This is a genomic window from Citrobacter sp. Cb023 (assembly GCF_030336805.1).
Lineage (GTDB): Bacteria > Pseudomonadota > Gammaproteobacteria > Enterobacterales > Enterobacteriaceae > Citrobacter > Citrobacter braakii.
Window position 1 is genome coordinate 771,251 of record NZ_JAOWCV010000038.1, and the last position, 24,096, is coordinate 795,346.

Annotated in this window: 24 protein-coding genes; 22 read left to right on the forward strand and 2 right to left on the reverse strand. The window is 52.3% G+C overall.

Translation table 11 applies throughout. The features are described from left to right. Positions 1 to 159: 159 nt before the first annotated feature. From corC to OGW44_RS17560, 9 genes are all read left to right on the forward strand, one after another. A complete protein-coding gene (corC, locus tag OGW44_RS17520) occupies positions 160 to 1,038 on the forward strand; it encodes a CNNM family magnesium/cobalt transport protein CorC (RefSeq protein ID WP_005121418.1) in 879 nt (292 codons plus the stop codon). A gap of 24 nt (positions 1,039 to 1,062) precedes the next feature. Next, entirely contained in the window at positions 1,063 to 2,601 is a 1,539-nt protein-coding gene (lnt, locus tag OGW44_RS17525) for an apolipoprotein N-acyltransferase (protein ID WP_185654273.1), read from the forward strand. A 357-nt stretch (positions 2,602 to 2,958) separates the two neighbouring features. Further along, positions 2,959 to 3,867: a glutamate/aspartate ABC transporter substrate-binding protein GltI gene (gene gltI / locus OGW44_RS17530; protein WP_185654272.1), complete on the forward strand. Its 909-nt coding sequence runs from the start codon at positions 2,959 to 2,961 to the stop codon at positions 3,865 to 3,867. A 288-nt stretch (positions 3,868 to 4,155) separates the two neighbouring features. Beyond that, complete coding sequence (gltJ, locus tag OGW44_RS17535) at positions 4,156 to 4,896, forward strand: glutamate/aspartate ABC transporter permease GltJ (protein WP_016152241.1); 741 nt, start codon at positions 4,156 to 4,158, stop codon at positions 4,894 to 4,896. After that, positions 4,896 to 5,570 (forward strand): glutamate/aspartate ABC transporter permease GltK, encoded by a 675-nt coding sequence (gene gltK / locus OGW44_RS17540; RefSeq protein WP_185654271.1) that lies wholly within the window; start codon positions 4,896 to 4,898, stop codon positions 5,568 to 5,570. Before gltJ ends, gltK begins: the two co-directional genes overlap by 1 nt. After that, positions 5,570 to 6,295, forward strand: a complete 726-nt coding sequence (gltL, locus tag OGW44_RS17545; RefSeq protein WP_003022754.1) for a glutamate/aspartate ABC transporter ATP-binding protein GltL — start codon at positions 5,570 to 5,572, stop codon at positions 6,293 to 6,295. Before gltK ends, gltL begins: the two co-directional genes overlap by 1 nt. A gap of 116 nt (positions 6,296 to 6,411) precedes the next feature. After that, entirely contained in the window at positions 6,412 to 7,347 is a 936-nt protein-coding gene (gene rihA, locus OGW44_RS17550) for a pyrimidine-specific ribonucleoside hydrolase RihA (RefSeq protein WP_185654270.1), read from the forward strand. Between the two features lie 172 nt (positions 7,348 to 7,519). Beyond that, positions 7,520 to 8,137 carry a hypothetical protein gene (locus OGW44_RS17555; RefSeq protein WP_260490169.1) on the forward strand — a complete coding sequence of 206 codons (618 nt, stop codon included), beginning with the start codon at positions 7,520 to 7,522 and terminating at the stop codon, positions 8,135 to 8,137. 318 nt (positions 8,138 to 8,455) lie between these two features. Further along, positions 8,456 to 8,935, forward strand: coding sequence for an Hcp family type VI secretion system effector (locus OGW44_RS17560; protein WP_019076262.1), 480 nt, complete (start codon positions 8,456 to 8,458; stop codon positions 8,933 to 8,935). Positions 8,936 to 8,984: 49 nt separating this feature from the next. Here OGW44_RS17560 and OGW44_RS17565 read toward each other — a convergent pair whose 3' ends face one another. Next, positions 8,985 to 9,467 (reverse strand): zinc ribbon-containing protein, encoded by a 483-nt coding sequence (locus OGW44_RS17565; protein WP_003022748.1) that lies wholly within the window; start codon positions 9,465 to 9,467, stop codon positions 8,985 to 8,987. Positions 9,468 to 9,702: 235 nt separating this feature from the next. Here OGW44_RS17565 and leuS point away from each other — a divergent pair, with 235 nt between their 5' ends. From leuS to nadD, 4 genes are read left to right on the forward strand one after another with little or no spacing between them, the layout of a single operon-like run. Further along, positions 9,703 to 12,285, forward strand: coding sequence for a leucine--tRNA ligase (gene leuS, locus OGW44_RS17570; protein WP_049040670.1), 2,583 nt, complete (start codon positions 9,703 to 9,705; stop codon positions 12,283 to 12,285). A gap of 14 nt (positions 12,286 to 12,299) precedes the next feature. Beyond that, positions 12,300 to 12,893 (forward strand): LPS assembly lipoprotein LptE, encoded by a 594-nt coding sequence (lptE, locus tag OGW44_RS17575; RefSeq protein WP_016152238.1) that lies wholly within the window; start codon positions 12,300 to 12,302, stop codon positions 12,891 to 12,893. Next, on the forward strand, positions 12,893 to 13,924 hold the full coding sequence (holA, locus tag OGW44_RS17580) for a DNA polymerase III subunit delta (protein ID WP_046274591.1): 1,032 nt from the start codon (positions 12,893 to 12,895) through the stop codon (positions 13,922 to 13,924). Before lptE ends, holA begins: the two co-directional genes overlap by 1 nt. A 1-nt stretch (position 13,925) precedes the next feature. Then, positions 13,926 to 14,567: a nicotinate-nucleotide adenylyltransferase gene (gene nadD / locus OGW44_RS17585; RefSeq protein WP_049259746.1), complete on the forward strand. Its 642-nt coding sequence runs from the start codon at positions 13,926 to 13,928 to the stop codon at positions 14,565 to 14,567. Here the strand turns inward: nadD and cobD are convergent. Further along, positions 14,542 to 15,636 carry a threonine-phosphate decarboxylase CobD gene (gene cobD, locus OGW44_RS17590; protein ID WP_286454241.1) on the reverse strand — a complete coding sequence of 365 codons (1,095 nt, stop codon included), beginning with the start codon at positions 15,634 to 15,636 and terminating at the stop codon, positions 14,542 to 14,544. The two genes, nadD and cobD, sit on opposite strands and share 26 nt — an antisense overlap. A 96-nt stretch (positions 15,637 to 15,732) precedes the next feature. On the opposite strand from cobD, the gene OGW44_RS17595 reads away from it, so the two are divergent. The 9 genes from OGW44_RS17595 (at position 15,733) to lipB (ending at position 24,010) form a co-directional block, all read left to right on the forward strand. Beyond that, positions 15,733 to 16,344 (forward strand): adenosylcobalamin/alpha-ribazole phosphatase, encoded by a 612-nt coding sequence (locus OGW44_RS17595; protein ID WP_131380904.1) that lies wholly within the window; start codon positions 15,733 to 15,735, stop codon positions 16,342 to 16,344. Between the two features lie 254 nt (positions 16,345 to 16,598). Continuing rightward, a complete protein-coding gene (gene rsfS, locus OGW44_RS17600; protein ID WP_003022728.1) occupies positions 16,599 to 16,916 on the forward strand; it encodes a ribosome silencing factor in 318 nt (105 codons plus the stop codon). A 3-nt stretch (positions 16,917 to 16,919) separates the two neighbouring features. Beyond that, a complete protein-coding gene (rlmH, locus tag OGW44_RS17605; protein ID WP_003022725.1) occupies positions 16,920 to 17,387 on the forward strand; it encodes a 23S rRNA (pseudouridine(1915)-N(3))-methyltransferase RlmH in 468 nt (155 codons plus the stop codon). Positions 17,388 to 17,417: 30 nt separating this feature from the next. Continuing rightward, positions 17,418 to 19,319 (forward strand): peptidoglycan DD-transpeptidase MrdA, encoded by a 1,902-nt coding sequence (gene mrdA, locus OGW44_RS17610; protein WP_016152233.1) that lies wholly within the window; start codon positions 17,418 to 17,420, stop codon positions 19,317 to 19,319. A 2-nt stretch (positions 19,320 to 19,321) separates the two neighbouring features. Next, positions 19,322 to 20,434, forward strand: coding sequence for a peptidoglycan glycosyltransferase MrdB (mrdB, locus tag OGW44_RS17615; RefSeq protein ID WP_006685529.1), 1,113 nt, complete (start codon positions 19,322 to 19,324; stop codon positions 20,432 to 20,434). A gap of 10 nt (positions 20,435 to 20,444) precedes the next feature. After that, the gene (gene rlpA / locus OGW44_RS17620; RefSeq protein WP_181598462.1) at positions 20,445 to 21,548 is read left to right on the forward strand and encodes an endolytic peptidoglycan transglycosylase RlpA; all 1,104 of its coding nucleotides are present in this window, start codon (positions 20,445 to 20,447) and stop codon (positions 21,546 to 21,548) included. A 142-nt stretch (positions 21,549 to 21,690) separates the two neighbouring features. After that, entirely contained in the window at positions 21,691 to 22,902 is a 1,212-nt protein-coding gene (gene dacA, locus OGW44_RS17625) for a D-alanyl-D-alanine carboxypeptidase DacA (RefSeq protein ID WP_003022711.1), read from the forward strand. Between the two features lie 106 nt (positions 22,903 to 23,008). Continuing rightward, positions 23,009 to 23,272, forward strand: a complete 264-nt coding sequence (gene ybeD, locus OGW44_RS17630) for a DUF493 family protein YbeD (RefSeq protein WP_003022706.1) — start codon at positions 23,009 to 23,011, stop codon at positions 23,270 to 23,272. 96 nt (positions 23,273 to 23,368) lie between these two features. Then, positions 23,369 to 24,010 (forward strand): lipoyl(octanoyl) transferase LipB, encoded by a 642-nt coding sequence (lipB, locus tag OGW44_RS17635; protein WP_049269751.1) that lies wholly within the window; start codon positions 23,369 to 23,371, stop codon positions 24,008 to 24,010. The last annotated feature ends 86 nt before the right edge of the window (positions 24,011 to 24,096 follow it).

The window sequence follows — 24,096 nt, forward strand, 5'->3', positions numbered from 1 at the left end:
TTTCGAAATCTTGTAAGCCTGATAAGGCGCAGCCGCCATCAGGTATTGCGCCTTATCCGGCTTACCTGGTTTGAAGTACGATGAAGAGACATGCCGTCAACAGCTGAATATACGCATGACGAGCTTTGTATTAACTAACATGAGAACCCATACGACGCCATGAGCGACGACAACTCACACAGTAGTGACACCTTAAACAGCAAAAAGGGATTTTTCTCCCTGTTACTGAGCCAACTTTTCCACGGTGAACCAAAAAACCGCGACGAACTGTTGGAGCTGATCCGTGATTCCGGGCAAAACGACCTTATCGATGAAGATACGCGCGATATGCTCGAAGGGGTGATGGATATTGCGGACCAACGCGTGCGCGACATCATGATCCCTCGCTCTCAGATGATTACCCTGAAACGCAACCAGACCCTGGACGAATGTCTCGATGTCATTATCGAGTCTGCCCACTCGCGTTTCCCGGTGATCAGCGAAGACAAAGATCACATTGAAGGGATTCTGATGGCCAAAGATCTGCTGCCGTTTATGCGCAGCGATGCCGAAGCCTTCAGCATGGAGAAAGTGTTGCGCCAGGCGGTTGTCGTACCTGAAAGCAAGCGAGTTGACCGCATGCTGAAAGAGTTCCGCTCCCAGCGTTATCATATGGCTATCGTCATCGACGAATTCGGCGGTGTCTCAGGTCTGGTGACCATTGAGGACATCCTTGAACTGATCGTGGGTGAAATTGAAGATGAGTACGACGAAGAAGACGATATCGATTTCCGTCAGCTCAGTCGCCACACCTGGACCATTCGCGCTCTGGCGCCGATTGAAGACTTCAACGACGCTTTCGGTACCCATTTTAGCGACGAAGAAGTAGATACCATCGGCGGGCTGGTCATGCAGGCCTTTGGTCATCTGCCCGCGCGCGGGGAGACTATCGACATTGATGGTTACCAGTTCAAAGTGGCAATGGCCGACAGCCGTCGTATTATTCAGGTTCATGTCAGAATTCCGGACGACTCACCCCAGCCCAAACTGGACGAATAAACCCGAAACTGGATCTAAGACTACATGGCATTTGCCCCATTAATTGAACGCCAGCGCATTCGCCTGCTGCTGGCGTTATTATTCGGTGCCTGCGGGACGCTGGCTTTCTCTCCGTATGACATCTGGCCCGCTGCGATCGTTTCGCTGATGGGCCTGCAGGCTCTTACCTTCAATCGCCGTCCGCTCCAGTCTGCCGCAATCGGCTACTTCTGGGGATTGGGGCTGTTTGGCTCCGGCATCAACTGGGTTTACGTCAGCATCGCGCAGTTTGGCGGTATGCCGGGCCCCATTAATGTGTTCCTCGTGGTTCTGCTTGCCGCATACCTTTCCCTCTACAACGGCCTGTTTGCCGGCGTGTTGGCGCGTCTGTGGCCGAAAACCACCTGGATACGCGTGGCGATTGCCGCGCCGGTCGTCTGGCAAATAACCGAATTCCTGCGCGGCTGGGTACTGACCGGCTTCCCGTGGCTACAGTTCGGCTACAGCCAGATCGACGGTCCGTTAAAAGGGCTGGCTCCGGTAATGGGCGTTGAGGCGATTAACTTCCTGCTGATGGTGGTTAGCGGCCTGCTGGCGCTGTCGCTGGTGACGCGTAACTGGAAGCCGCTGATTGCCGCGCTAGTGCTCTTTGCTCTGCCCTTTCCGCTGCGCTATATCCAGTGGTACACGCTTGAGCCGGAAAAAACCACTCAGGTCTCGATGGTGCAAGGTGACATTGCGCAGTCGCTCAAATGGGATGAAGGTCAGTTACTCAACACCCTGAAGATTTATCTCGACGCCACCCAGCCTGAGATGGGCAAATCACAGCTGATCATCTGGCCAGAATCCGCTATCCCGGACCTGGAAATTAATCAGCAGCGTTTTCTGGGCATGATGGATGACCTGCTGAGATCGAAAAACAGCACGCTGATTACCGGTATCGTTGACGCACGTCTGAACAAGCAGAATCGTTACGACACCTACAACACCATCATCACGCTGGGTAAAGACAGCCCGTACAGTTACGACTCCAGCAACCGCTACAACAAAAACCATCTGGTACCGTTTGGCGAGTTCGTCCCGCTGGAATCGATCCTGCGCCCGTTAGCGCCGTTCTTTGACCTGCCAATGTCGTCTTTCAGCCGTGGGCCTTATGTGCAGCCACAGCTGCATGCGCACGGCTTTAAGCTGACGGCTGCCATCTGCTATGAAATCATTCTTGGCGAACAGGTACGGGATAATTTCCGCCCGGATACGGACTACCTGCTGACGATTTCCAACGATGCATGGTTTGGTAAATCCATCGGCCCGTGGCAGCACTTCCAGATGGCGCGTATGCGTTCCCTCGAGCTGGCGCGCCCTCTGCTGCGTAGCACCAACAACGGTATTACGGCGGTGATTGGTCCACAGGGTGAGATTCAGGCGATGATCCCGCAGTTTACCCGCCAGGTCCTGACCACCAGCGTGACGCCAACGACGGGCTTAACCCCTTATGCCCGTACCGGTAACTGGCCGCTCTGGCTGCTTACCGCGCTGTTTGGCTTTGGTGCGGTGGTAATGAGCCTGCGCCAACGTCGTAAGTAACCTTCCATTCCCGGCCGGATAACGTTTCGCTTATCCGGCCCACAAAACATTTCCCGCTCCCCATTCTGGCACGTCTATTGCTTTGTTCTACAAGACAAATGCAGTTTTGGCTGAATGTGCAACCTGGTCGCACCAACGTTGAGCGCCGGTAGCACCTGAAAAGTGCAACAAGATATTTTTGCCCCCAAATGGTGCGGCGCACCTCGCAAAAATAAACAATAAAACAGCAAATTCTTTACATTCATCCAAACTAAATGTTAACAAACATATACAAGACTGCACGTTTTAGTAGCAAACAATAACAACATCACAATGGGTATCAATGCGTCCCTGGCGCAGACGATAAAGGAGTTGGATATGCAATTACGTAAGCTCGCCACTGCCATGCTGGTCATGGGAATGTCCGCCGGTCTGGCGCACGCAGAAGACGCAGCACCAGCGGCAGGCAGCACGCTGGACAAGATCGCCAAAAACGGCGTGATTGTGGTCGGCCACCGTGAATCATCGGTACCGTTTTCTTACTACGATAACCAGCAAAAAGTGGTCGGTTATTCACAGGATTACTCCAACGCGATCGTTGAAGCCGTGAAGAAAAAGCTGAACAAGCCTGACCTGCAGGTGAAACTGATCCCGATTACTTCACAAAACCGTATCCCGCTGCTGCAAAACGGCACCTTCGACTTTGAATGTGGCTCCACCACCAACAACGTCGAGCGCCAAAAACAAGCGGCTTTCTCTGACACCATTTTCGTTGTTGGTACTCGTCTGCTGGCGAAAAAAGGCGGCGACGTCAAAGATTTCACCGATCTGAAAGGTAAAGCCGTAGTCGTGACTTCGGGTACCACCTCAGAGGTGCTGCTGCACAAGCTGAATGAAGAGCAAAAAATGGATATGCGCATCATCAGCGCGAAAGACCACGGTGACTCTTTCCGTACTCTGGAAAGCGGCCGCGCCGTTGCCTTTATGATGGATGACGCCCTGCTGGCTGGCGAGCGCGCGAAGGCGAAGAAACCAGACAACTGGGAGATCGTCGGCAAGCCACAGTCTCAGGAAGCTTACGGCTGCATGCTGCGTAAAGATGACCCTCAGTTCAAAAAGCTGATGGATGACACTATCGCCAAGGCGCAGACCTCAGGCGAAGCTGAGAAATGGTTTGATAAGTGGTTTAAAAATCCAATTCCACCGAAGAACCTGAACATGAATTTCGAACTGTCAGACGAGATGAAAGCCCTGTTCAAAGAACCGAATGATAAAGCGCTTAACTAATTAATTAGAAGAGTACACAAAACCTTTCAAGTTATATCGAGGCGGCAACTGAGCGAATTCCCGGGCGCTTACATGAGTAAGTAACCGGGATGAATAAAGGCAGCCAACAACGAGATATCTTGAAGGATGAAGTGTAATCAGGGAGGCTTCCCCTCCCTCTCGATTGCTACTCAGCACGGACAGACTATAAGCCTGATGGTCGTTCCCCATCAGGCCTGAAAACCGCAAAACGCTGAATAACAATCTTCGGGGGTAGCGCTGCTACCCTTTTTTTTCTGGAGTAGATTTATGTCTATAGACTGGAACTGGGGTATTTTTTTACAACAAGCCCCGTTCGGCAACACCACCTATCTCGGCTGGCTCTGGAGTGGTTTCCAGGTCACTGTCGCGTTATCTATCACCGCCTGGGTTATCGCTTTCCTCATCGGCTCTTTATTCGGCATCTTACGTACCGTACCAAATCGTTTCCTTTCCGGGATCGGCACGCTGTACGTCGAGCTGTTTCGTAACGTTCCGCTCATCGTCCAGTTTTTTACCTGGTATCTGGTCATTCCTGAACTGCTGCCGGAAAACATCGGGATGTGGTTTAAGTCAGAACTGGATCCCAACATTCAGTTCTTCCTCTCATCCATGCTTTGTCTGGGGCTGTTTACCGCTGCGCGCGTCTGCGAACAGGTTCGTGCCGCTATTCAGTCTTTGCCTCGCGGACAGAAAAATGCCGCGCTGGCGATGGGACTGACGTTGCCGCAGGCCTACCGCTATGTTCTGCTGCCAAACGCTTACCGCGTGATTGTTCCGCCAATGACCTCAGAGATGATGAACCTGGTAAAGAACTCCGCGATCGCCTCCACTATCGGCCTGGTCGATATGGCTGCGCAAGCGGGTAAACTACTGGATTACTCCGCCCACGCATGGGAATCGTTTACGGCCATCACTCTGGCCTACGTACTGATTAACGCCGTCATCATGCTGGTGATGAATCTCGTCGAACGCAAAATCCGCCTGCCTGGCAATTTGGGAGGCAAATAATGTACGAATTTGACTGGAGTTCTATCGTCCCTTCCCTGCCGTATCTGCTGGATGGGCTGATCATCACGTTGAAAATCACCGTCACGGCAGTCGTCATTGGTATCGTCTGGGGGACCATCCTTGCAGTAATGCGTCTGTCCAGCTTCACGCCGATTGCCTGGTTTGCGAAGGGCTACGTCAACGTATTCCGCTCCATTCCGCTGGTGATGGTGCTGCTGTGGTTCTACCTGATTGTGCCCGGCTTCCTGCAAAACGTGCTGGGTCTGTCGCCAAAAACCGATATTCGCCTGATCTCAGCGATGGTCGCATTTTCGATGTTTGAAGCCGCGTACTATTCCGAGATTATCCGCGCCGGTATCCAGAGTATTTCTCGCGGGCAGTCTAGTGCCGCGCTGGCGCTGGGGATGACCCATTGGCAGTCGATGAAGCTCATCATTCTGCCGCAGGCATTTCGCGCGATGGTGCCGCTGCTGCTTACCCAGGGCATCGTACTCTTCCAGGATACCTCGCTGGTCTATGTATTGAGTCTGGCAGACTTCTTCCGTACCGCCTCCACCATTGGCGAGCGTGACGGCACGCAGGTTGAAATGATCCTGTTTGCTGGCGCCGTTTATTTTGTATTCAGTCTGAGCGCATCGTTGTTGGTCAGCTATTTGAAGAAAAGGACAGTTTAATGATTACCCTGAAAAATGTTTCTAAATGGTATGGTCACTTTCAGGTGCTGACCGACTGCTCCACGGAAGTGAAAAAAGGTGAAGTGGTGGTGGTCTGCGGCCCGTCAGGTTCAGGTAAATCAACGCTTATCAAAACGGTGAACGGGCTGGAGCCGGTACAACAGGGCGTCATCACCGTTGATGGTACCGTGGTGAATGATAAAAAGACCGATCTGGCCAAACTGCGCTCTCGCGTTGGCATGGTGTTCCAGCACTTTGAACTGTTCCCGCATCTGTCGATTATTGAGAACCTGACTCTGGCGCAGGTAAAAGTGCTTAAACGCGATAAAAAGCCGGCCCGCGATAAAGCGCAAAAGTTACTGGAACGCGTTGGTCTGTCAGCGCATGCCGAGAAGTTTCCAGCTCAGCTCTCCGGGGGCCAGCAACAGCGTGTCGCCATCGCCCGGGCGCTGTGCATGGATCCTATCGCTATGCTGTTTGACGAACCGACGTCAGCACTCGACCCAGAAATGATCAACGAAGTACTGGACGTCATGGTTGAACTGGCCAATGAAGGGATGACCATGATGGTAGTTACCCACGAAATGGGATTTGCGCGTAAAGTGGCGAACCGGGTGATCTTCATGGATGAAGGGAAGATTGTTGAAGACTCACCGAAAGAAGAGTTCTTCGCTAATCCAAAATCAGACCGTGCCAAAGACTTCCTCGCGAAAATCCTGCACTAATCTTGCTGGCGCGCACCTCCATGTGCGCGCCACCTCACGATTTATCTCTTCACTTCTCGAAACAGGCACAGCCCAGCGTTAACCTTGTCACAAAGTCCCACTTACAAGGAGCAACAATGGCACTTCCTATCCTGTTTGATTGCGATCCAGGTCATGACGACGCTATCGCAATTGTTCTCGCCCTCGCTTCACCTGAACTGGATGTGAAAGCGATAACCTCCTCTGCCGGTAACCAGACCCCCGACAAAACACTGCGTAACGTATTGCGTATGTTAACGTTGCTCAACCGCACGGATATCCCAGTGGCCGGTGGCGCAGTCAAACCGCTGATGCGCGACCTGATAATTGCCGATAACGTCCACGGTGAGAGCGGGCTTGATGGCCCGGCGCTGCCTGAACCCGCTTTTGTTCCACAGGACTGTACCGCCGTGGAATTGATGGCGAAAACCCTGCGTAACAGTCAGGAACCGGTGACGATTGTCTCCACCGGGCCGCAAACTAACGTGGCATTGCTACTGAATAGCCATCCTGAACTGCACCCCAAAATCGCCCGTATCGTGATCATGGGTGGGACAATGGGCCTCGGAAACTGGACGCCCGCCGCTGAGTTCAACATCTTCGTGGATCCAGAAGCCGCTGAGATCGTGTTCCAGTCGGGCATTCCGGTGGTGATGGCTGGACTGGATGTCACGCATAAAGCGCAAATACATCGTGAAGATACCGAACGGTTCCGCGCTATCGGCAATCCCATTTCGACAATCGTTGCAGAGCTACTCGACTTCTTCTTTGAATATCACAAAGATGAAAAATGGGGATTTATTGGCGCGCCGCTGCACGATCCATGCACCATTGCCTGGCTGCTGAAACCTGAACTGTTTACCACCGTTGAACGCTGGGTTGGTGTGGAAACTCAGGGCAAATACACCCAGGGAATGACCGTGGTTGACTACTACTTCCTGAGCGGCAATAAGCCAAACGCCACCGTAATGGTGGACGTGGATCGCGAAGGTTTTGTCGATCTGCTAGCGGAGCGTTTGAAATTTTACGCCTGAAATTTATCATTGAGTAAGATCGCTATGTTGAATCATAGCGATCTTACTGTTAGCTAATAGCGAACGTGAATACTGCGTTACTTCATTAATTTGTCAGGTAATACCGAATAAATCCCCCCAGCAGATTAATGTATCATGCAACATCCGGCACAACAAATCAGAGGAACACTGAATGAATGCTTCAGATTATCTCAGGGTAAGGTTTCAGAATGACAGGCAGTTATCTATATATATTGAGAATGGATTCACAAATACGATACAGGCCGCAAAAGGTATCGCCTCTGATATTTATTCAGGAATAGAAAGAGCTAGCTGGTATTCGAGCTGTTTAATCCCCAGATATAATGATGTATGTCAGGAATTGAAATCTGAAGAGATAAGGACTGTTTATTCCATCATGTCTATATTCAGATACCGTGATGTTATTACATATATGCTGTATTTATATTTCCTGACCGTGAGCAAAGATGTTAAAGAAGGTAACAAAGAAGGATCTGCCCAAAAGATGGTTCGCAACGCAGCAAACCTTGCTGCTCGTATAACAGTGGCAAGTGGTACGCGGTTTGCTGTAGCCTCAGCTATGGCGGAAGCTATTGCACAGTCAGAGTTTCTGTCAAAAGCCGTTGCGCAAAAACTGGCTGGTAAAATGCCAGTTGGCGTTTATCTTCTGCAGGTCTATGGGTTTCAGCAAAAAAGCAGCTATGGCAGCCCGGGCACTGAAAGCAATAGATCCAAGTTATTATTGGATTCTTTACCAAGCAAAGCTGGAGATGCTCTATTACTTCGTTGAGCCAGCTCTTTCAGAAATAATACAGAAAGTTCATGCTGGTATCTATTCTAACCTCGATCAGCTTGCCGACGAAATCATGGAAAGATTCGATGTTTAAGAGTCTAATATCAGTTGTACTCTATAATCTTGTACTCCCAGCAATCTTGATTTTTTTTGCCGTACTCTGGTTATATTTATTTCCTGAATACTGGTGGGAGCTAATGCTAATCAGTATTATTGTTATTTTTTGGTTTTATCCGTTCATTACAGAAAAATTCGAAAAATTCAAATAACCCAATATTATATATTTATTAAGCCAATACATAAAAGGAATTTATAATGTCTAATCCAGCTTACCTTTGGTTAGTTGATACTAATGGTTCCCCGCTTGTAGGTTCGTCTCTGGTCTCTGATCGAGTAGGTGCTATAGAAATAAAATCCCTTACCCATAATGTAAATATTCCAACAGATGGTAATACAGGGCGGCTAACAGGTACGCGCATTCATGCTCCAATCCAATTTCAGAAAGAATTTGATCGTGTAACTCCCCTGCTATATAAGGCTCAAAGCGAAGGAGCGACACTTAAATGCGCAACGATAAAAATGTACACGCTCACCGAAGCTGGAATGGAAAAGGAGTATTTTAATATCATTCTAAACAATGTGAAAATCACATCCATTACCGCAGATCTTTATCCTGGAGCTTCAACCGGGACACATCTTGAAACCATTCTACTACGCTATGAAAGCATCACATGGAAGCATTGCGATGGAAATATCATCTATACGGATGCCTGGAATCAACGCGTTGTGGCGTAACACATTCGCAATCCCTCACAGAGCCGCGTTAGCGGCTCTCAGGTGAAAATCACGGCTCAAACGGTCGACGCTGGAACTGATCGTGTCCGCATTTCGGGCATAGCGGCAGCACATCAGGAGTGTACACCGCTAAATGGAAGTGGCACTTCTCGCAGACCAGATTGCCCAACCCGACCACCTCGCCGCTGTGATAAACCCCGTGATGGCTGAGGTCCTGGAACACTTCGCGCCATTCGAGCTGCGTTTTATCGGTAATATCGGCCAGTTCCTGCCAGATACTCTCTTTGATAACCCGCATAAAGACGCTGTCGGTCTCCTCATCGAGGCTTTCTTCATAGCTCAGAGCAAACTCTTCCAGATCGCGTCTGACGGCCCGGGTGAGCTCTTCCACCTCGGTGCGCGTTAACTCCCCGGTCTGCATAACGCGCTGACGCGCCTGTTCCACCAACGCATCAATATCGCGTTCGCCATTACGCAGGCGTTCACTCAGTGAAGCCACCAGTTCACGGTAATATTGAGCAACCTTGTTCATCGCTTCGCCTCCTGGGTCGTTAACTGTCTATAATAATAGACGTTATTTACGCTACGCTTTGCAAGACTGTCCACAGAGTGTGTAAATTCGTGCAAGAATTATCCTTACGGGAATTCAACGTTGAATGCGCGAAAGGCTGTTTTGGCGCGGGCGTTTGGGCTATGCTATGCGGATCTAAAACACCACATCTAGAGCTACGTTTGTAGCTGTATTGAAAACAGGACCACTGGCTGCCATGCAAGAGCAATACCGCCCGGAAGAGATAGAATCCAAAGTACAGCTTCACTGGGATGAGAAGCGCACATTTGAAGTTACCGAAGACGAGAGCAAAGAGAAGTATTACTGCCTGTCTATGCTTCCCTATCCTTCTGGTCGACTACACATGGGCCACGTACGTAACTACACCATCGGTGACGTGATCGCTCGCTATCAGCGTATGCTGGGCAAAAACGTACTTCAGCCAATTGGCTGGGATGCGTTCGGCCTGCCTGCCGAAGGCGCTGCGGTTAAAAACAACACCGCCCCGGCACCGTGGACGTATGACAACATTGCATACATGAAAAACCAGCTCAAAATGCTGGGTTTCGGTTACGACTGGAGCCGCGAGCTGGCGACCTGCACCCCGGAATACTACCGCTGGGAACAGAAGTTCTTCACCGAGCTGTACAAAAAAGGGCTGGTGTACAAGAAAACGTCTGCCGTTAACTGGTGCCCGAACGACCAGACCGTACTGGCGAACGAACAGGTTATCGACGGCTGCTGCTGGCGTTGCGACACCAAAGTTGAGCGTAAAGAGATCCCGCAGTGGTTCATCAAAATCACCGCTTACGCTGACGAACTGTTGCGCGATCTGGATAATCTGGATCACTGGCCTGACACCGTGAAAACGATGCAGCGCAACTGGATTGGCCGTTCTGAAGGCGTGGAAATCACCTTCGATGTGAACGATTACGACAACACGCTGACCGTCTACACCACACGCCCGGACACCTTTATGGGTGCGACCTACCTGGCCGTTGCTGCAGGTCATCCGCTGGCGCAGAAAGCCGCTGAAAATAACCCAGAACTGGCTGCCTTCATTGACGAATGCCGCAACACCAAGGTTGCTGAAGCCGAAATGGCGACCATGGAGAAGAAAGGCGTCGACACTGGTTTCAAAGCCGTTCACCCGCTGACTGGCGAAGAGATCCCGGTTTGGGCGGCAAACTTCGTGCTGATGGAATACGGTACAGGCGCAGTTATGGCCGTTCCGGGTCACGATCAGCGCGATTACGAATTTGCGACTAAATATGGCCTGACCATCAAGCCGGTAATTCTGACCGCTGAAGGCGCAGAGCCGGATCTGTCTGAACAAGCGCTGACTGAAAAAGGCGTGCTGTTTAACTCCGGTGAGTTTGACGGCCTCGACTTCGAAGCGGCCTTCAACGCTATTGCTGACAAGCTGGTAGCTAAAGGCGTGGGTGAGCGTAAAGTTAACTATCGTCTGCGTGACTGGGGTGTTTCCCGTCAGCGTTACTGGGGCGCGCCGATTCCGATGGTGACGCTGGAAGACGGTACCGTCCTGCCAACGCCAGAAGACCAACTGCCGGTTATTCTGCCGGAAGACGTAGTCATGGACGGCATTACCAGCCCAATCAAAGCCGATCCGGAGTGGGCGAAAACCACCGTTAACGGTATGCCTGCGCTGCGTGAAACTGATACCTTCGATACCTTTATGGAGTCGTCCTGGTACTACGCGCGCTACACCTGCCCGCAGTATCAGGAAGGTATGCTGGATTCCGACGCGGCGAACTACTGGCTGCCGGTTGATATCTACATTGGCGGTATTGAACACGCCATCATGCACCTGCTCTACTTCCGCTTCTTCCACAAACTGATGCGCGACGCAGGCATGGTCAACTCTGATGAACCAGCTAAACAGCTACTGTGTCAGGGGATGGTTCTGGCCGATGCGTTCTACTACGTTGGCGCCAACGGCGAACGTAACTGGGTTTCTCCGGTTGATGCCATCGTTGAGCGTGACGAAAAAGGTCGTATCGTCAAGGCTAAGGACGCAGAAGGCCATGAACTGGTGTATACCGGCATGAGCAAGATGTCCAAGTCGAAAAATAACGGTATCGACCCGCAGGTCATGGTTGAACGCTACGGCGCCGACACCGTACGTCTGTTCATGATGTTCGCTTCTCCGGCTGATATGACGCTGGAATGGCAGGAGTCCGGCGTTGAAGGGGCGAACCGCTTCCTGAAACGTGTCTGGAAACTGGTTTACGAACATACGTCCCAGGGAGATGTTGCTGCCCTGAACGTTGATGTGTTGAGCGAAGATCAAAAAGCGCTGCGTCGCGACGTGCATAAAACCATTGCTAAAGTCACCGATGATATCGGTCGTCGTCAGACTTTTAACACCGCGATTGCGGCGATTATGGAGCTGATGAACAAGCTGGCGAAAGCACCGCAGGCAGACGAGCAGGACAGAGCCCTGATGCAGGAAGCATTGCTGGCTGTTGTACGCATGCTCAACCCGTTCACCCCACACGTTTGCTTCACCCTGTGGCAGGCGCTGAAAGGCGAAGGCGATATCGACAACGCGCCGTGGCCGGTGGCGGACGAAGCAGCAATGGTTGAAGACTCAACGCTGGTTGTGGTTCAGGTAAACGGCAAAGTACGTGGCAAAATCACCGTTCCGGTAAACGCCACTGAAGAGCAGGTTCGTGAACGTGCTGGCCAGGAGCATCTGGTGGCAAAATATCTTGATGGCGTTACCGTACGTAAAGTGATTTATGTACCGGGTAAACTCCTCAATCTGGTCGTTGGCTAAGCGCGGGAGGAAGCGTGCGACTTCTGACAACATTGTTGTTATCGCTGGCGGTGCTTGTCACCGCCGGGTGTGGCTGGCATCTGCGTAGTACTACGCAGGTTCCACCCTCAATGAAAACCATGATCCTGAACTCTGGCGATCCGAACGGCCCGTTAAGCCGCGCGGTGCGTAATCAGCTGCGTCTGAACGGCGTTACGCTGCTTGAAGACGGTACCATGCGTAAAGATGTGACGTCCTTACGTCTGGGTGCGGTCAGCCTTTCGCAAGATACGGCATCGGTATTCCAGAACGGTCAAACGGCTGAATACCAGATGGTGATGTCCGTAAGTGCTACTGTGCTGATTCCAGGTCATGATATTTACCCAATCAGCGCCAAAGTTTATCGTTCGTTCTTTGACAACCCACAGGCTGCACTGGCGAAGGATAACGAGCAGGACATGATCATAAAAGAGATGTATGACAAAGCGGCTGAACAGTTGATTCGTAAGCTGCCAAGCGTACATCTGGCCGATACTCAGTCATCCAATGCTGATGCTGAGCCTGCGGTGAATAAAACCGCAGCGCCTGCGTCATCTCCGGCGCGTGTCTCCACCACGCTGGGTAACTGATGCTCAAGTTGTACCCTGAACAACTCCGCGCACAGCTCAATGAAGGGCTGCGCGCGGCGTATTTACTCTTGGGCAACGATCCCCTCTTATTGCAGGAAAGCCAGGATGCCATCCGTCAGGCTGCCGCAACGCAAGGATTCGAAGAACACCACGCCTTCACTCTGGACAACAGCACCGACTGGGGAGAGATATTTTCACTCTGCCAGGCGATGAGCCTGTTTGCCAGCCGTCAAACCCTGCTTCTGCAATTGCCTGAAAATGGCCCTAATGCCGCCATTAATGAACAGCTCGCGTCACTCGTCACTCTGTTACATGACGATCTGCTGCTGATGGTTCGCGGCAACAAACTCACCAGGGCACAGGAAAACGCCGCATGGTATACGGGGCTTGCGAATAACGCGGTGCAGGTAAGCTGTCAGACACCGGAACAAGCACAGCTTCCTCGCTGGGTTGCCGCCAGGGCGAAACTTAACAACCTGCAACTGGATGACGCGGCCAATCAGCTTTTGTGCTATTGCTATGAAGGTAATTTGTTAGCACTGGCGCAAGCGCTGGAACGATTAGCGTTGCTTTGGCCTGACGGCAAACTAACGCTGCCTCGCGTAGAGAAAGCGGTTAACGATGCCGCGCACTTTACCCCATTCCACTGGGTAGACGCGCTGCTGATGGGCAAAAGCAAACGCGCGCTGCACATTCTGCAGCAGCTACGCCTGGAAGGTAGCGAGCCGGTTATTTTGCTGCGTACGATCCAGCGTGAGTTGCTGTTGCTGGTTAACTTAAAACGGCAGTCGGCCCATACGCCTTTGCGCACGTTGTTTGATAAACACCGGGTGTGGCAAAATCGCCGGGGCATGATGGGAGATGCGTTAAACCGGCTGAACCCGGCGCAACTGCGTCAGGCTGTTACGCTTTTAACGCGTACGGAAATTACGCTTAAACAAGACTATGGTCAGTCAGTGTGGGCGGAACTTGAGGGGCTTTCCCTTTTGCTCTGTCATAAATCGCTGGCCGATGTTTTTATTGATGGTTGATATGAAATCATTGCAGGCTCTGTTCGGTGGCACCTTTGATCCGGTGCATTACGGTCATCTTAAACCGGTTGAAATTCTGGCGAATCTGATTGGCCTTTCCCGGGTCATCATCATGCCCAATAACGTGCCGCCACATCGTGCGCAGCCCGAAGCGTCCGCTGAGCAACGTAAGCGTATGGTTGAACTGGCCATTGCTGATAAGCCGCTGTTTTCCCTGGATGAACGCGAGCTGAAACGCGATACCGCCTCCTACACCGCGCAAACGCTAAAAGAGTGGCGCGAGGAGCAAGGCCCGAACGTGCCATTAGCGTTTATCATTGGTCAGGATTCGCTGCTTACCTTCCCTTCCTGGCATGACTACCACACGATTCTGGGTAATACCCACCTCATCGTGTGCCGACGTCCGGGCTATCCACTCGAAATGGCACAGGAAAAACACCAGCAATGGCTGGAGGATCATCTGACCCATTCAGCAGATGACCTGCACAACCTGCCTTGCGGGAAAATTTACCTGGCCGAAACGCCGTGGTTTAACATCTCTGCCACGCTCATCCGTGAGCGCCTGGAAAAGGGCGAGCCGTGCGACGACCTGATGCCAGACGCGGTGCTTGACTATATCAATCAACAGGGACTGTACCGCTAAGCGCCTTGCGTAAGGCCGTCAGCAGGCGGTTATTCTCTTCCTGGCTGCGAACGGCTACCCGATAATAGCGCGCATCCAGCCCCGGATAATTGGCGCAACTGCGAATCAAGACATGCTGTTTCAGCAACGCAAGTTGCAGATCAATATCCGCACGATCGCAGCGTAATAAACGATAATTTGCCCGGCCGGGATACGCCGTCAGGCCGGGCAGATCTTGCAGTTGTTGATCAAACCGCTCCCCCTCTTGTTCCAGCCATTTCCACGTCGCCCGCTGATATGCGCTATCGCGTAAGATAATCTCGCCTGCCAGGGCAGCAAACGCATTAATTGACCACGGCATTTGTTGGTTGCGCATCTGTGCAACCGCCTGTTCGTTACTGTTGACCAGATACCCCAGGCGCAGTCCCGGGATCGCATAGAACTTGGTGAGCGAACGCAGCACCCAAATATGCGGGTTCTCGTGCAGTAACGGGATAAACCCCGACTCCCCGGCAATAAAATCGATAAACGCTTCATCAAGGATCAGGGCGATCCCCAGCGACTCACAACGCGTGGCAATTTCACGCAGCAGGCGGGTTTCGGGCAACAACCCGGTGGGATTATTGGGCGTACAGAGAAACAGGCAGTCCAGCTCAGGCGTTAACGCATCGAGGATCGCATCGGTAAGCTGCCAGCCATCGTCTTCGCACAGCGCAAACTCATGGATCGTACAGTCTTCCCATTGCAGCGCCCGACGATATTCCGCAAACCCAGGCGTCACGATCATCGCGTGGCGTGGCTTCAGGCCATGCACCAGGGTAAAAATGGATTCGGTTTCACCGTTCCCGGCCAGGATCCACGAGGACGGAATTTGATGATGCTCCGCCAGCGCGGCATGCAGTTGCGCGTAATCGACATCCGGGTAACGCTCCGTGCAGTCCAGATTGTCGATAATCGCCCGTTTTAAACTTACCGGCATACCCAGCGGGTTAATATTCGCGCTAAAATCCAGCAACTGTTCAGGCAAGATGCCCAACAATTCGGCGGCTTCTCGGGTGTTACCGCCATGTGCGCTCTTCAATAAAGACATCGTGCCGCTCCACGTAAAAAAGGGTATTTTAGTGAAAAATCACTGCGCAATCAGGGCAAACATCATATTTTGTGCGAATAGCCTCACGAGGAAAACATGAGACTCTGGTTAGTACGTCATGGCGAAACCGAAGCCAATGTCGCTGGTTTATATAGCGGCCACGCCCCCACACCGCTAACGGAACGGGGGATCGCTCAGGCACAAACGCTGGGTACGCTGTTACGCAATGTCCCTGTCGACAACGTTCTGTGCAGCGAACTGGAACGCGCCCGCCATACAACGCAGTTGATTCTGGCAGAACGTGAAGTTCCTGTGCGCAACATGCCTGAGCTTAATGAGATGTTTTTTGGTGACTGGGAAATGCGTCACCATCGCGATCTGGCGCGCGAAGACGCCGAAAATTACGCCGTGTGGTGTAACGACTGGCAGAATGCGACGCCCACCAATGGCGAAGGTTTTCAGGCGTTTTCCCGGCGAGTGGAACGTTTCATTGCCCAGCTTGCTGATTATAAAGCGTGCCAAAACCTGCTGGTGGTGAGTCATCAAGGCGTGCTGAGCGTGTTGATCGCCCGTCTGCTGTCCATGCCCGCTGCGGCAATGTGGCATTTCCGCGTCGAACAAGGCTGCTGGAGCGCAATTGATTTTTGTGACGATTTTGCGGTTCTGAAAGTGCTTAACAGCCGGGCCGTGTGGCGCGACGGGGAGTGAAAGCGCTGTTTTTTATGCCGAAGGGCCTCTCTCCCATTGACACCCCATGACAGGCTGTTATTCTCCGCAGCCTGACTTTTCCCGCCCTTCAGAGCTTTGCAGAAATTGTTTTACAAAAATGGCGATGCATTCTGTGGCGTGGGGTGGGATGATAGCGCACTTCACAAGCGCATTCGGAGACATTTGTCCCGATATCGCCTCTGGTTCAGGTATACTAACAGACGTTTTTAACTCTTTTCACCCAGGGGGAACACTTGCAGGGTAAAGCACTCCAGGATTTTGTAATCGACAAAATTGATGACCTGAAAGGTCAAGACATCATCGCCTTAGACGTTCAGGGCAAATCCAGCATCACTGATTGCATGATTATCTGCACCGGTACATCCAGCCGTCACGTTATGTCTATTGCAGACCACGTGGTTCAGGAGTCCCGCACTGCTGGCCTGCTGCCGCTCGGCGTGGAAGGCGAGAATGTCGCTGACTGGATCGTCGTTGACCTCGGCGATGTGATTGTCCACGTGATGCAGGAAGAGAGTCGTCGCCTGTATGAACTGGAAAAACTCTGGAGTTAATGCGTGAAGCTGCAACTTGTCGCTGTGGGTACGAAAATGCCTGACTGGGTACAAACCGGATTTACCGAGTATCTCCGTCGGTTTCCGAAAGATATGCCCTTTGAGCTGATCGAAATCCCGGCAGGAAAGCGCGGCAAGAACGCGGACATTAAACGCATTCTCGACAAAGAGGGTGAGCAGATGCTGGCTGCCGCAGGCAAAAACCGCATAGTCACCCTTGATATCCCGGGTAAACCCTGGGACACGCCGCAGCTGGCGACCGAACTGGAGCGCTGGAAACTGGACGGTCGTGACGTCAGTCTGTTAATTGGCGGGCCGGAAGGTCTCTCTCCTGCCTGTAAAGCCGCAGCGGAACAAAGCTGGTCACTCTCTGCATTAACCCTTCCACACCCTCTTGTTCGGGTTCTGGTTGCGGAGAGTCTGTACAGGGCGTGGAGCATTACCACCAACCATCCTTATCACCGTGAGTGATCATTGATTCTTGAGTAGATTAAGCAGCGGATGAAACTACAGAATTCTTTTCGCGACTATTCGGCTGAGTCCGCGCTGTTTGTGCGCCGGGCGCTGGTCGCTTTTTTGGGGATTTTGCTGCTAACCGGCGTGCTGATCGCCAACCTTTATAATCTGCAAATCGTTCGCTTCACTGATTATCAGACCCGTTCGAACGAAAACCGCATCAAACTGGTGCCTATCGCGCCGAGTCGCGGCATCATTTATGACCGCAACGGAATTCCTCTCGCCCTTAACCGCACCATTTATCAGATAGAAATGATGCCGGAAAAGGTAGACAACATTCAGGATACCCTCGACGCGCTGCGTAACGTCGTAGACCTGACGGACGACGATATTGCTGCCTTTAAAAAAGAGCGCGCCCGTTCACACCGTTTCACCTCAATTCCGGTAAAAACCAACCTGACTGAAGTTCAGGTCGCACGCTTTGCCGTGAATCAATATCGCTTTCCTGGGGTCGAAGTTAAAGGCTATAAACGCCGCTATTACCCATACGGCTCTGCGCTGACCCACGTAATTGGCTACGTATCGAAGATCAACGATAAAGACGTAGACCGCCTGGACAAAGACGGCAAACTGGCTAACTACGCGGCAACGCATGACATCGGCAAGCTGGGTATTGAACGTTATTATGAGGACGTGCTTCACGGCCAAACCGGGTATGAAGAAGTTGAAGTGAACAACCGCGGCCGCGTCATTCGCCAGCTGAAAGAAGTAGCGCCGCAGGCCGGGCACGATATCTATCTCACCCTTGATTTGAAACTCCAGCAGTATATTGAAACGCTGCTGGCGGGCAGTCGTGCCGCCGTGGTGGTTACCGACCCGCGTACCGGTGGCGTTCTGGCGCTGGTATCTATGCCGAGCTATGACCCGAATCTGTTCGTGGATGGTATCTCCAGTAAAGATTACTCCGGGTTGCTCAATGACCCGAACACCCCCTTGGTTAACCGCGCCACACAGGGTGTTTACCCCCCTGCTTCGACGGTTAAACCTTACGTTGCGGTTTCTGCGTTAAGCGCAGGCGTCATCACCCGCAATACCGGCCTGTTCGATCCGGGCTGGTGGCAGCTACCGGGCTCTGAAAAACGTTACCGCGACTGGAAAAAGTGGGGGCATGGTCATCTGAATATCACCCGCTCTCTGGAAGAGTCCGCGGATACGTTTTTCTATCAAATCGCCTATGATATGGGGATTGACCGGCTTTCAGAGTGGATGAGCAAATTTGGCTACGGCAAATATACGGGCATCGATCTTGCCGAAGAGCGCTCCGGCAATATGCCAACCCGCGAGTGGAAGCAAAAACGGTTTAAAAAGCCATGGTATCAGGGTGATACCATTCCCGTCGGCATCGGCCAGGGTTATTGGACAGCAACCCCAATCCAGATGAGTAAAGCGCTGATGATCCTTATCAACGACGGTTTGATAAAAGTCCCGCATCTGTTGATGAGCACGGCAGAAAACGGCAAGCAGGTGCCGTGGGTACAGCCGCACGAACCGCCCGTTGGCGATATTCATTCTGGTTACTGGGAAATCGCGAAAGACGGTATGTACGGTGTTGCGAACCGCCCTAACGGAACTGCGCATAAGTATTTTGCTGGCGCGCCTTACAAAATTGCGGCGAAATCCGGTACCGCGCAGGTCTTTGGCCTGAAAGCTAATGAAACCTATAACGCACATAAGATCGCCGAGCGTTTACGTGACCACAAGCTGATGACGGCCTTCGCCCCCTATGATAAACCCCAGGTCGCTGTCGCCATGATCCTTGAAAACGGCGGTGCGGGTCCGGCGGTGGGTACCATTATGCGCCAGATCCTTGACCATATTATGTTGGGCGACAACAACACCAATCTGCCTGCGGAAAACCCAGCGGTTGCAGCAGCGGAGGACCAATAATCGTGACGGATAATCCGAACAAAAAAACATTCTGGGACAAAATCCACATCGATCCCACAATGTTGCTTATTTTGCTGGCTCTGCTGGTTTACAGCTCACTGGTCATCTGGAGCGCCAGCGGCCAGGATATTGGCATGATGGAGCGCAAAGTCGGCCAGATCGCAATGGGCCTGGTCATCATGGTAGTGATGGCGCAAATTCCCCCCCGGGTGTATGAGGGCTGGGCGCCCTATCTCTATATCTTTTGCATCATTCTGTTGGTGGCGGTAGACGCCTTCGGCGCCATTTCCAAAGGTGCGCAGCGCTGGCTGGATTTGGGTATCGTGCGTTTTCAGCCTTCTGAAATTGCCAAAATCGCCGTGCCGCTGATGGTTGCGCGCTTTATTAACCGTGACGTTTGCCCACCATCGCTAAAAAATACCGCCATTGCGCTGGTGCTGATTTTTATGCCCACGCTGCTGGTCGCCGCCCAACCTGACCTCGGCACTTCAATTCTGGTCGCACTTTCCGGTCTGTTTGTCTTGTTCCTTTCTGGTTTGAGCTGGCGCTTAATCGGCGTTGCGGTGGTTCTGGTCGCGGCGTTTATCCCGATACTGTGGTTCTTCTTGATGCATGATTACCAGCGTCAGCGCGTCATGATGCTGCTCGACCCGGAAACCGATCCGCTGGGCGCGGGTTATCACATAATTCAGTCTAAAATAGCTATTGGCTCCGGTGGGTTACGCGGTAAAGGCTGGCTGCATGGTACGCAGTCGCAGCTTGAGTTTTTACCCGAACGCCACACCGACTTTATCTTTGCTGTCTTAGCGGAAGAGCTGGGTCTGGTGGGGATCTTGATTCTGTTGACGCTCTACATTTTGCTGATTATGCGCGGATTATGGATCGCTGCCCGCGCGCAAACCACCTTTGGTCGCGTCATGGCGGGTGGCTTAATGTTGATATTATTCGTTTATGTCTTCGTAAATATTGGTATGGTGAGCGGTATTCTGCCCGTGGTTGGGGTTCCACTCCCACTGGTCAGTTACGGAGGCTCGGCACTTATCGTGCTGATGGCCGGGTTCGGGATTGTTATGTCGATCCACACCCATAGAAAAATGTTGTCGAAAAGCGTGTAAGGGGTACGCAATGCGTAAGCAGTGGCTTGGTATCTGCATCGCAGCAGGAATGCTCGCGGCGTGTTCGAGTGATGATGGTCAGCAACAGGTTGCTGTCGCGCCGCAGCCTGCGGTGTGTAATGGTCCGATTGTTGAAATCAGCGGGGCCGATCCGCGCTTTGAACCCCTGAACCCAACGGCGAATCAGGACTACCAGCGTGATGGTAAAAGCTACAAAATCGTGCAGGATCCCTCCCGCTTTAGCCAGGCCGGACTTGCCGCTATCTATGATGCGGAACCAGGAAGCAACTTAACCGCGTCTGGCGAAGCGTTCGATCCGATGCAGCTGACCGCTGCGCATCCGACGCTGCCAGTCCCCAGCTATGCCAGAATTACCAATCTGGCGAACGGCAGGATGATCGTCGTGCGCATTAACGATCGCGGGCCTTATGGTAACGATCGCGTGATTTCACTTTCGCGCGCCGCAGCCGATCGTCTGAACACCTCCAACAACACTAAAGTGCGTATCGACCCAATCATCGTCGCCCAGGATGGTTCATTGTCCGGACCGGGTATGGCTTGTACCACGGTCGCGAAACAAACTTATGCCTTGCCTGCGCGTCCTGATTTAAGCGGTGGCGGCAATATGGGAAGCATGCCTTCGCCATCAGATGCAGGTCAGCCGCAAGGCGATATTCGTCCGATCAGTAATTCCACGCTGAAAAGCGATGACCCAACCGGTGCGCCAGTAAACAGCAGTGGATTCCTCGGTGCGCCAACCACGCTCGCATCAGGCGTGCTGGAAAGCAGCGAGCCGACTCCGGCGCCGCAATCGACAACCACCGCACCGGTCACGTCAACCGCGCCGGCAGCAACCCCAGCAGCCGTCACAGCGCCCGCGGCAACTGCCAACGGACGCTATGTGGTTCAGGTTGGCGCAGTCAGCGAGCAGTCGCGCGCGCAGCAGTATCAAAAGCGTTTAAGCCAGCAGTTTGGCGTTCCTGGCCGGGTGGTACAAAACGGCGCAGTCTGGCGTATCCAGATGGGGCCGTTTGCCAGCAAAGCTGAAGCCTCCACATTGCAGCAGCGTCTTCAATCCGAGGCGCAATTACAGTCCTTCATCACCGGCGTGTAATAACGTAAATCAGGTATCTGAACTGTCAGTTTCTGTAAATGACATTAACAAAGTCACGCGGAAAGTCAGATGCCTGCCAGTTATGCATTTGCTATAGTAGGGCACTTTTTTAAATTTCATCACGGACGTCGTAGTTCAGACCATGAAGACCACTTTTTCCGCTCGTTTCGTGCAGCGTATGGCGCTCACCGCGGCTCTCTGCGCAGCCTCTCTCTCTGCTGCCCATGCCGATGACCTGAATATTAAAACCATGATCCCGGGTGTTCCGCAGATCGATGCGGAGTCGTATATCCTGATTGATTACAATTCAGGTAAAGTTCTGGCAGAACAGAACGCAGACACTCGCCGCGACCCCGCCAGTCTGACCAAAATGATGACCAGCTACGTCATCGGCCAGGCGATGAAAGCCGGGAAATTCAAAGAAACCGATCTGGTCACCGTCGGCAATGACGCATGGGCTACGGGCAACCCGGTCTTCAAAGGTTCATCGCTGATGTTCCTCAAGCCAGGCATGCAGGTTCCTGTTTCTCAGCTGATCCGTGGTATTAACCTGCAATCCGGAAACGACGCGTGCGTGGCGATGGCAGACTTCGCAGCCGGTAGCCAGGATGCTTTCGTCGGCCTGATGAACAGCTATGTGAATGCGCTGGGCCTGAAAAACACCCACTTCCAGACCGTTCATGGTCTCGATGCTGACGGTCAGTACAGCTCGGCTCGCGACATGGCGATGATTGGTCAGGCTCTGATTCGCGACGTGCCTAACGAATACTCTATCTATAAAGAAAAAGAGTTCACCTTTAACGGCATTCGTCAGTTAAACCGCAACGGCCTGCTGTGGGATAACAGCCTGAATGTCGACGGTATCAAAACCGGTCACACCGATAAGGCTGGCTATAACCTCGTTGCATCCGCAACCGAAGGCCAGATGCGTCTGATCTCCGCCGTTATGGGTGGTCGCACCTATAAAGGCCGAGAAACCGAAAGTAAAAAACTGCTGACCTGGGGCTTCCGTTTCTTCGAAACCGTGAACCCGTTGAAAGTGGGTAAAGAATTTGCCTCAGAACCCGCCTGGTTTGGTAACACCGATCGTGCGTCGTTAGGCGTTGATAAAGACGTCTACCTGACCATTCCGCGCGGCCGCATGAAAGACCTGAAAGCCAGCTATGTGTTGAACACCACTGAACTGCACGCCCCGCTGCAGAAAAACCAGGTTGTCGGCACTATCAACTTCCAGTTGGATGGCAAAACCATTGAACAGCGCCCGCTGGTGGTGCTGCAGGAAATCCCTGAAGGCAACTTCTTTGGGAAAATCATTGATTACATTAAATTAATGTTCCATCACTGGTTTGGCTAAAAATCGAACACTTGAAAGTGTGATTTACGTCCCCATATACTAGGTATCCAGATAACTCCCACGCGCAGTGGGAGTTATTATTTTTTGATGTAACGCCGGAGCTGACATGAAAACCAAACTTAACGAACTGCTTGAATTCCCTACTCCATTTACTTACAAAGTAATGGGGCAGGCGTTGCCTGAGCTGGTTGATCAGGTGGTTGAAGTGGTACAGCGCCATGCGCCAGGTGATTACTCTCCGACGGTAAAACCGAGCAGCAAAGGCAACTACCACTCGGTCTCAATCACCATCACTGCTACACACATTGAGCAGGTTGAAACGCTGTACGAAGAATTAGGCAATATCGATATCGTACGCATGGTGCTGTAAAAACCTGTCGGTTACCCGCTGCATCCCCGCTCGGGTAACCCCTCCCCCCTGTGATATACTTTTCCCCTCTTTAACATTCTCTACGGAGATGCCGTTTTGTATCAGGATAAAATTCTGGTCCGCCAGCTCGGTCTTCAACCTTACGAGCCAGTCTCTCTGGCCATGCATGAATTTACCGATACCCGTAATGAAAACAGTCATGATGAAATCTGGCTGGTAGAGCATTATCCTGTCTTCACCCAGGGTCAGGCAGGTAAAGCTGAGCACGTATTGATGCCGGGAGATATTCCGGTGATCCAGAGCGATCGTGGCGGTCAGGTGACCTACCACGGGCCAGGCCAACAGGTCATGTATGTGCTGTTGAACCTGAAGCGTCGTAAACTTGGCGTGCGCGAACTGGTTACGCTGCTGGAGCAAACCGTCGTGAATACCCTTGCCGAAATCGGCATTGACGCCCACCCGCGAGCCGATGCGCCTGGCGTATACGTGGGTGAGAAGAAAATCTGCTCTTTGGGATTACGTATCCGTAAAGGATGTTCATTTCACGGCTTAGCGCTCAACGTGGATATGGACTTGTCACCTTTCCTGCGAATCAATCCTTGCGGTTATGCCGGAATGGAGATGGCGAAAGTATCGCAGTGGGATAGCACAGCCACGACCGAGAGCATTCGCCCCCGCCTGCTGGCCAACATCTTCGCGCTGTTGGGTAACCCACCGCACGAGTACATCGCGGACTGAAAATACGGTCATACTTTGCCACGGCATATGTTGTGGCAAATGGCACAAAACAACAACTATTTTACATTTTGCCAGCCTGTCAGGCT

What these genes read in the sequence shown, in the direction of transcription:
- corC (WP_005121418.1), top strand. Translation starts at nt 160, where the DNA reads ATGAGCGACGACAACTCACACAGTAGTGACACCTTAAACAGCAAAAAG.
- rlpA (WP_181598462.1), top strand. Translation starts at nt 20,445, where the DNA reads ATGCGTAAGCAGTGGCTTGGTATCTGCATCGCAGCAGGAATGCTCGCG.
- gltK (WP_185654271.1), top strand. Translation starts at nt 4,896, where the DNA reads ATGTACGAATTTGACTGGAGTTCTATCGTCCCTTCCCTGCCGTATCTG.
- OGW44_RS17565 (WP_003022748.1), bottom strand. Translation starts at nt 9,467, where the DNA reads ATGAACAAGGTTGCTCAATATTACCGTGAACTGGTGGCTTCACTGAGT.
- holA (WP_046274591.1), top strand. Translation starts at nt 12,893, where the DNA reads ATGCTCAAGTTGTACCCTGAACAACTCCGCGCACAGCTCAATGAAGGG.
- nadD (WP_049259746.1), top strand. Translation starts at nt 13,926, where the DNA reads ATGAAATCATTGCAGGCTCTGTTCGGTGGCACCTTTGATCCGGTGCAT.
- gltJ (WP_016152241.1), top strand. Translation starts at nt 4,156, where the DNA reads ATGTCTATAGACTGGAACTGGGGTATTTTTTTACAACAAGCCCCGTTC.
- OGW44_RS17595 (WP_131380904.1), top strand. Translation starts at nt 15,733, where the DNA reads ATGAGACTCTGGTTAGTACGTCATGGCGAAACCGAAGCCAATGTCGCT.
- gltI (WP_185654272.1), top strand. Translation starts at nt 2,959, where the DNA reads ATGCAATTACGTAAGCTCGCCACTGCCATGCTGGTCATGGGAATGTCC.
- cobD (WP_286454241.1), bottom strand. Translation starts at nt 15,636, where the DNA reads ATGTCTTTATTGAAGAGCGCACATGGCGGTAACACCCGAGAAGCCGCC.
- ybeD (WP_003022706.1), top strand. Translation starts at nt 23,009, where the DNA reads ATGAAAACCAAACTTAACGAACTGCTTGAATTCCCTACTCCATTTACT.
- OGW44_RS17560 (WP_019076262.1), top strand. Translation starts at nt 8,456, where the DNA reads ATGTCTAATCCAGCTTACCTTTGGTTAGTTGATACTAATGGTTCCCCG.
- mrdA (WP_016152233.1), top strand. Translation starts at nt 17,418, where the DNA reads ATGAAACTACAGAATTCTTTTCGCGACTATTCGGCTGAGTCCGCGCTG.
- gltL (WP_003022754.1), top strand. Translation starts at nt 5,570, where the DNA reads ATGATTACCCTGAAAAATGTTTCTAAATGGTATGGTCACTTTCAGGTG.
- dacA (WP_003022711.1), top strand. Translation starts at nt 21,691, where the DNA reads ATGAAGACCACTTTTTCCGCTCGTTTCGTGCAGCGTATGGCGCTCACC.
- rihA (WP_185654270.1), top strand. Translation starts at nt 6,412, where the DNA reads ATGGCACTTCCTATCCTGTTTGATTGCGATCCAGGTCATGACGACGCT.
- leuS (WP_049040670.1), top strand. Translation starts at nt 9,703, where the DNA reads ATGCAAGAGCAATACCGCCCGGAAGAGATAGAATCCAAAGTACAGCTT.
- OGW44_RS17555 (WP_260490169.1), top strand. Translation starts at nt 7,520, where the DNA reads ATGAATGCTTCAGATTATCTCAGGGTAAGGTTTCAGAATGACAGGCAG.
- lnt (WP_185654273.1), top strand. Translation starts at nt 1,063, where the DNA reads ATGGCATTTGCCCCATTAATTGAACGCCAGCGCATTCGCCTGCTGCTG.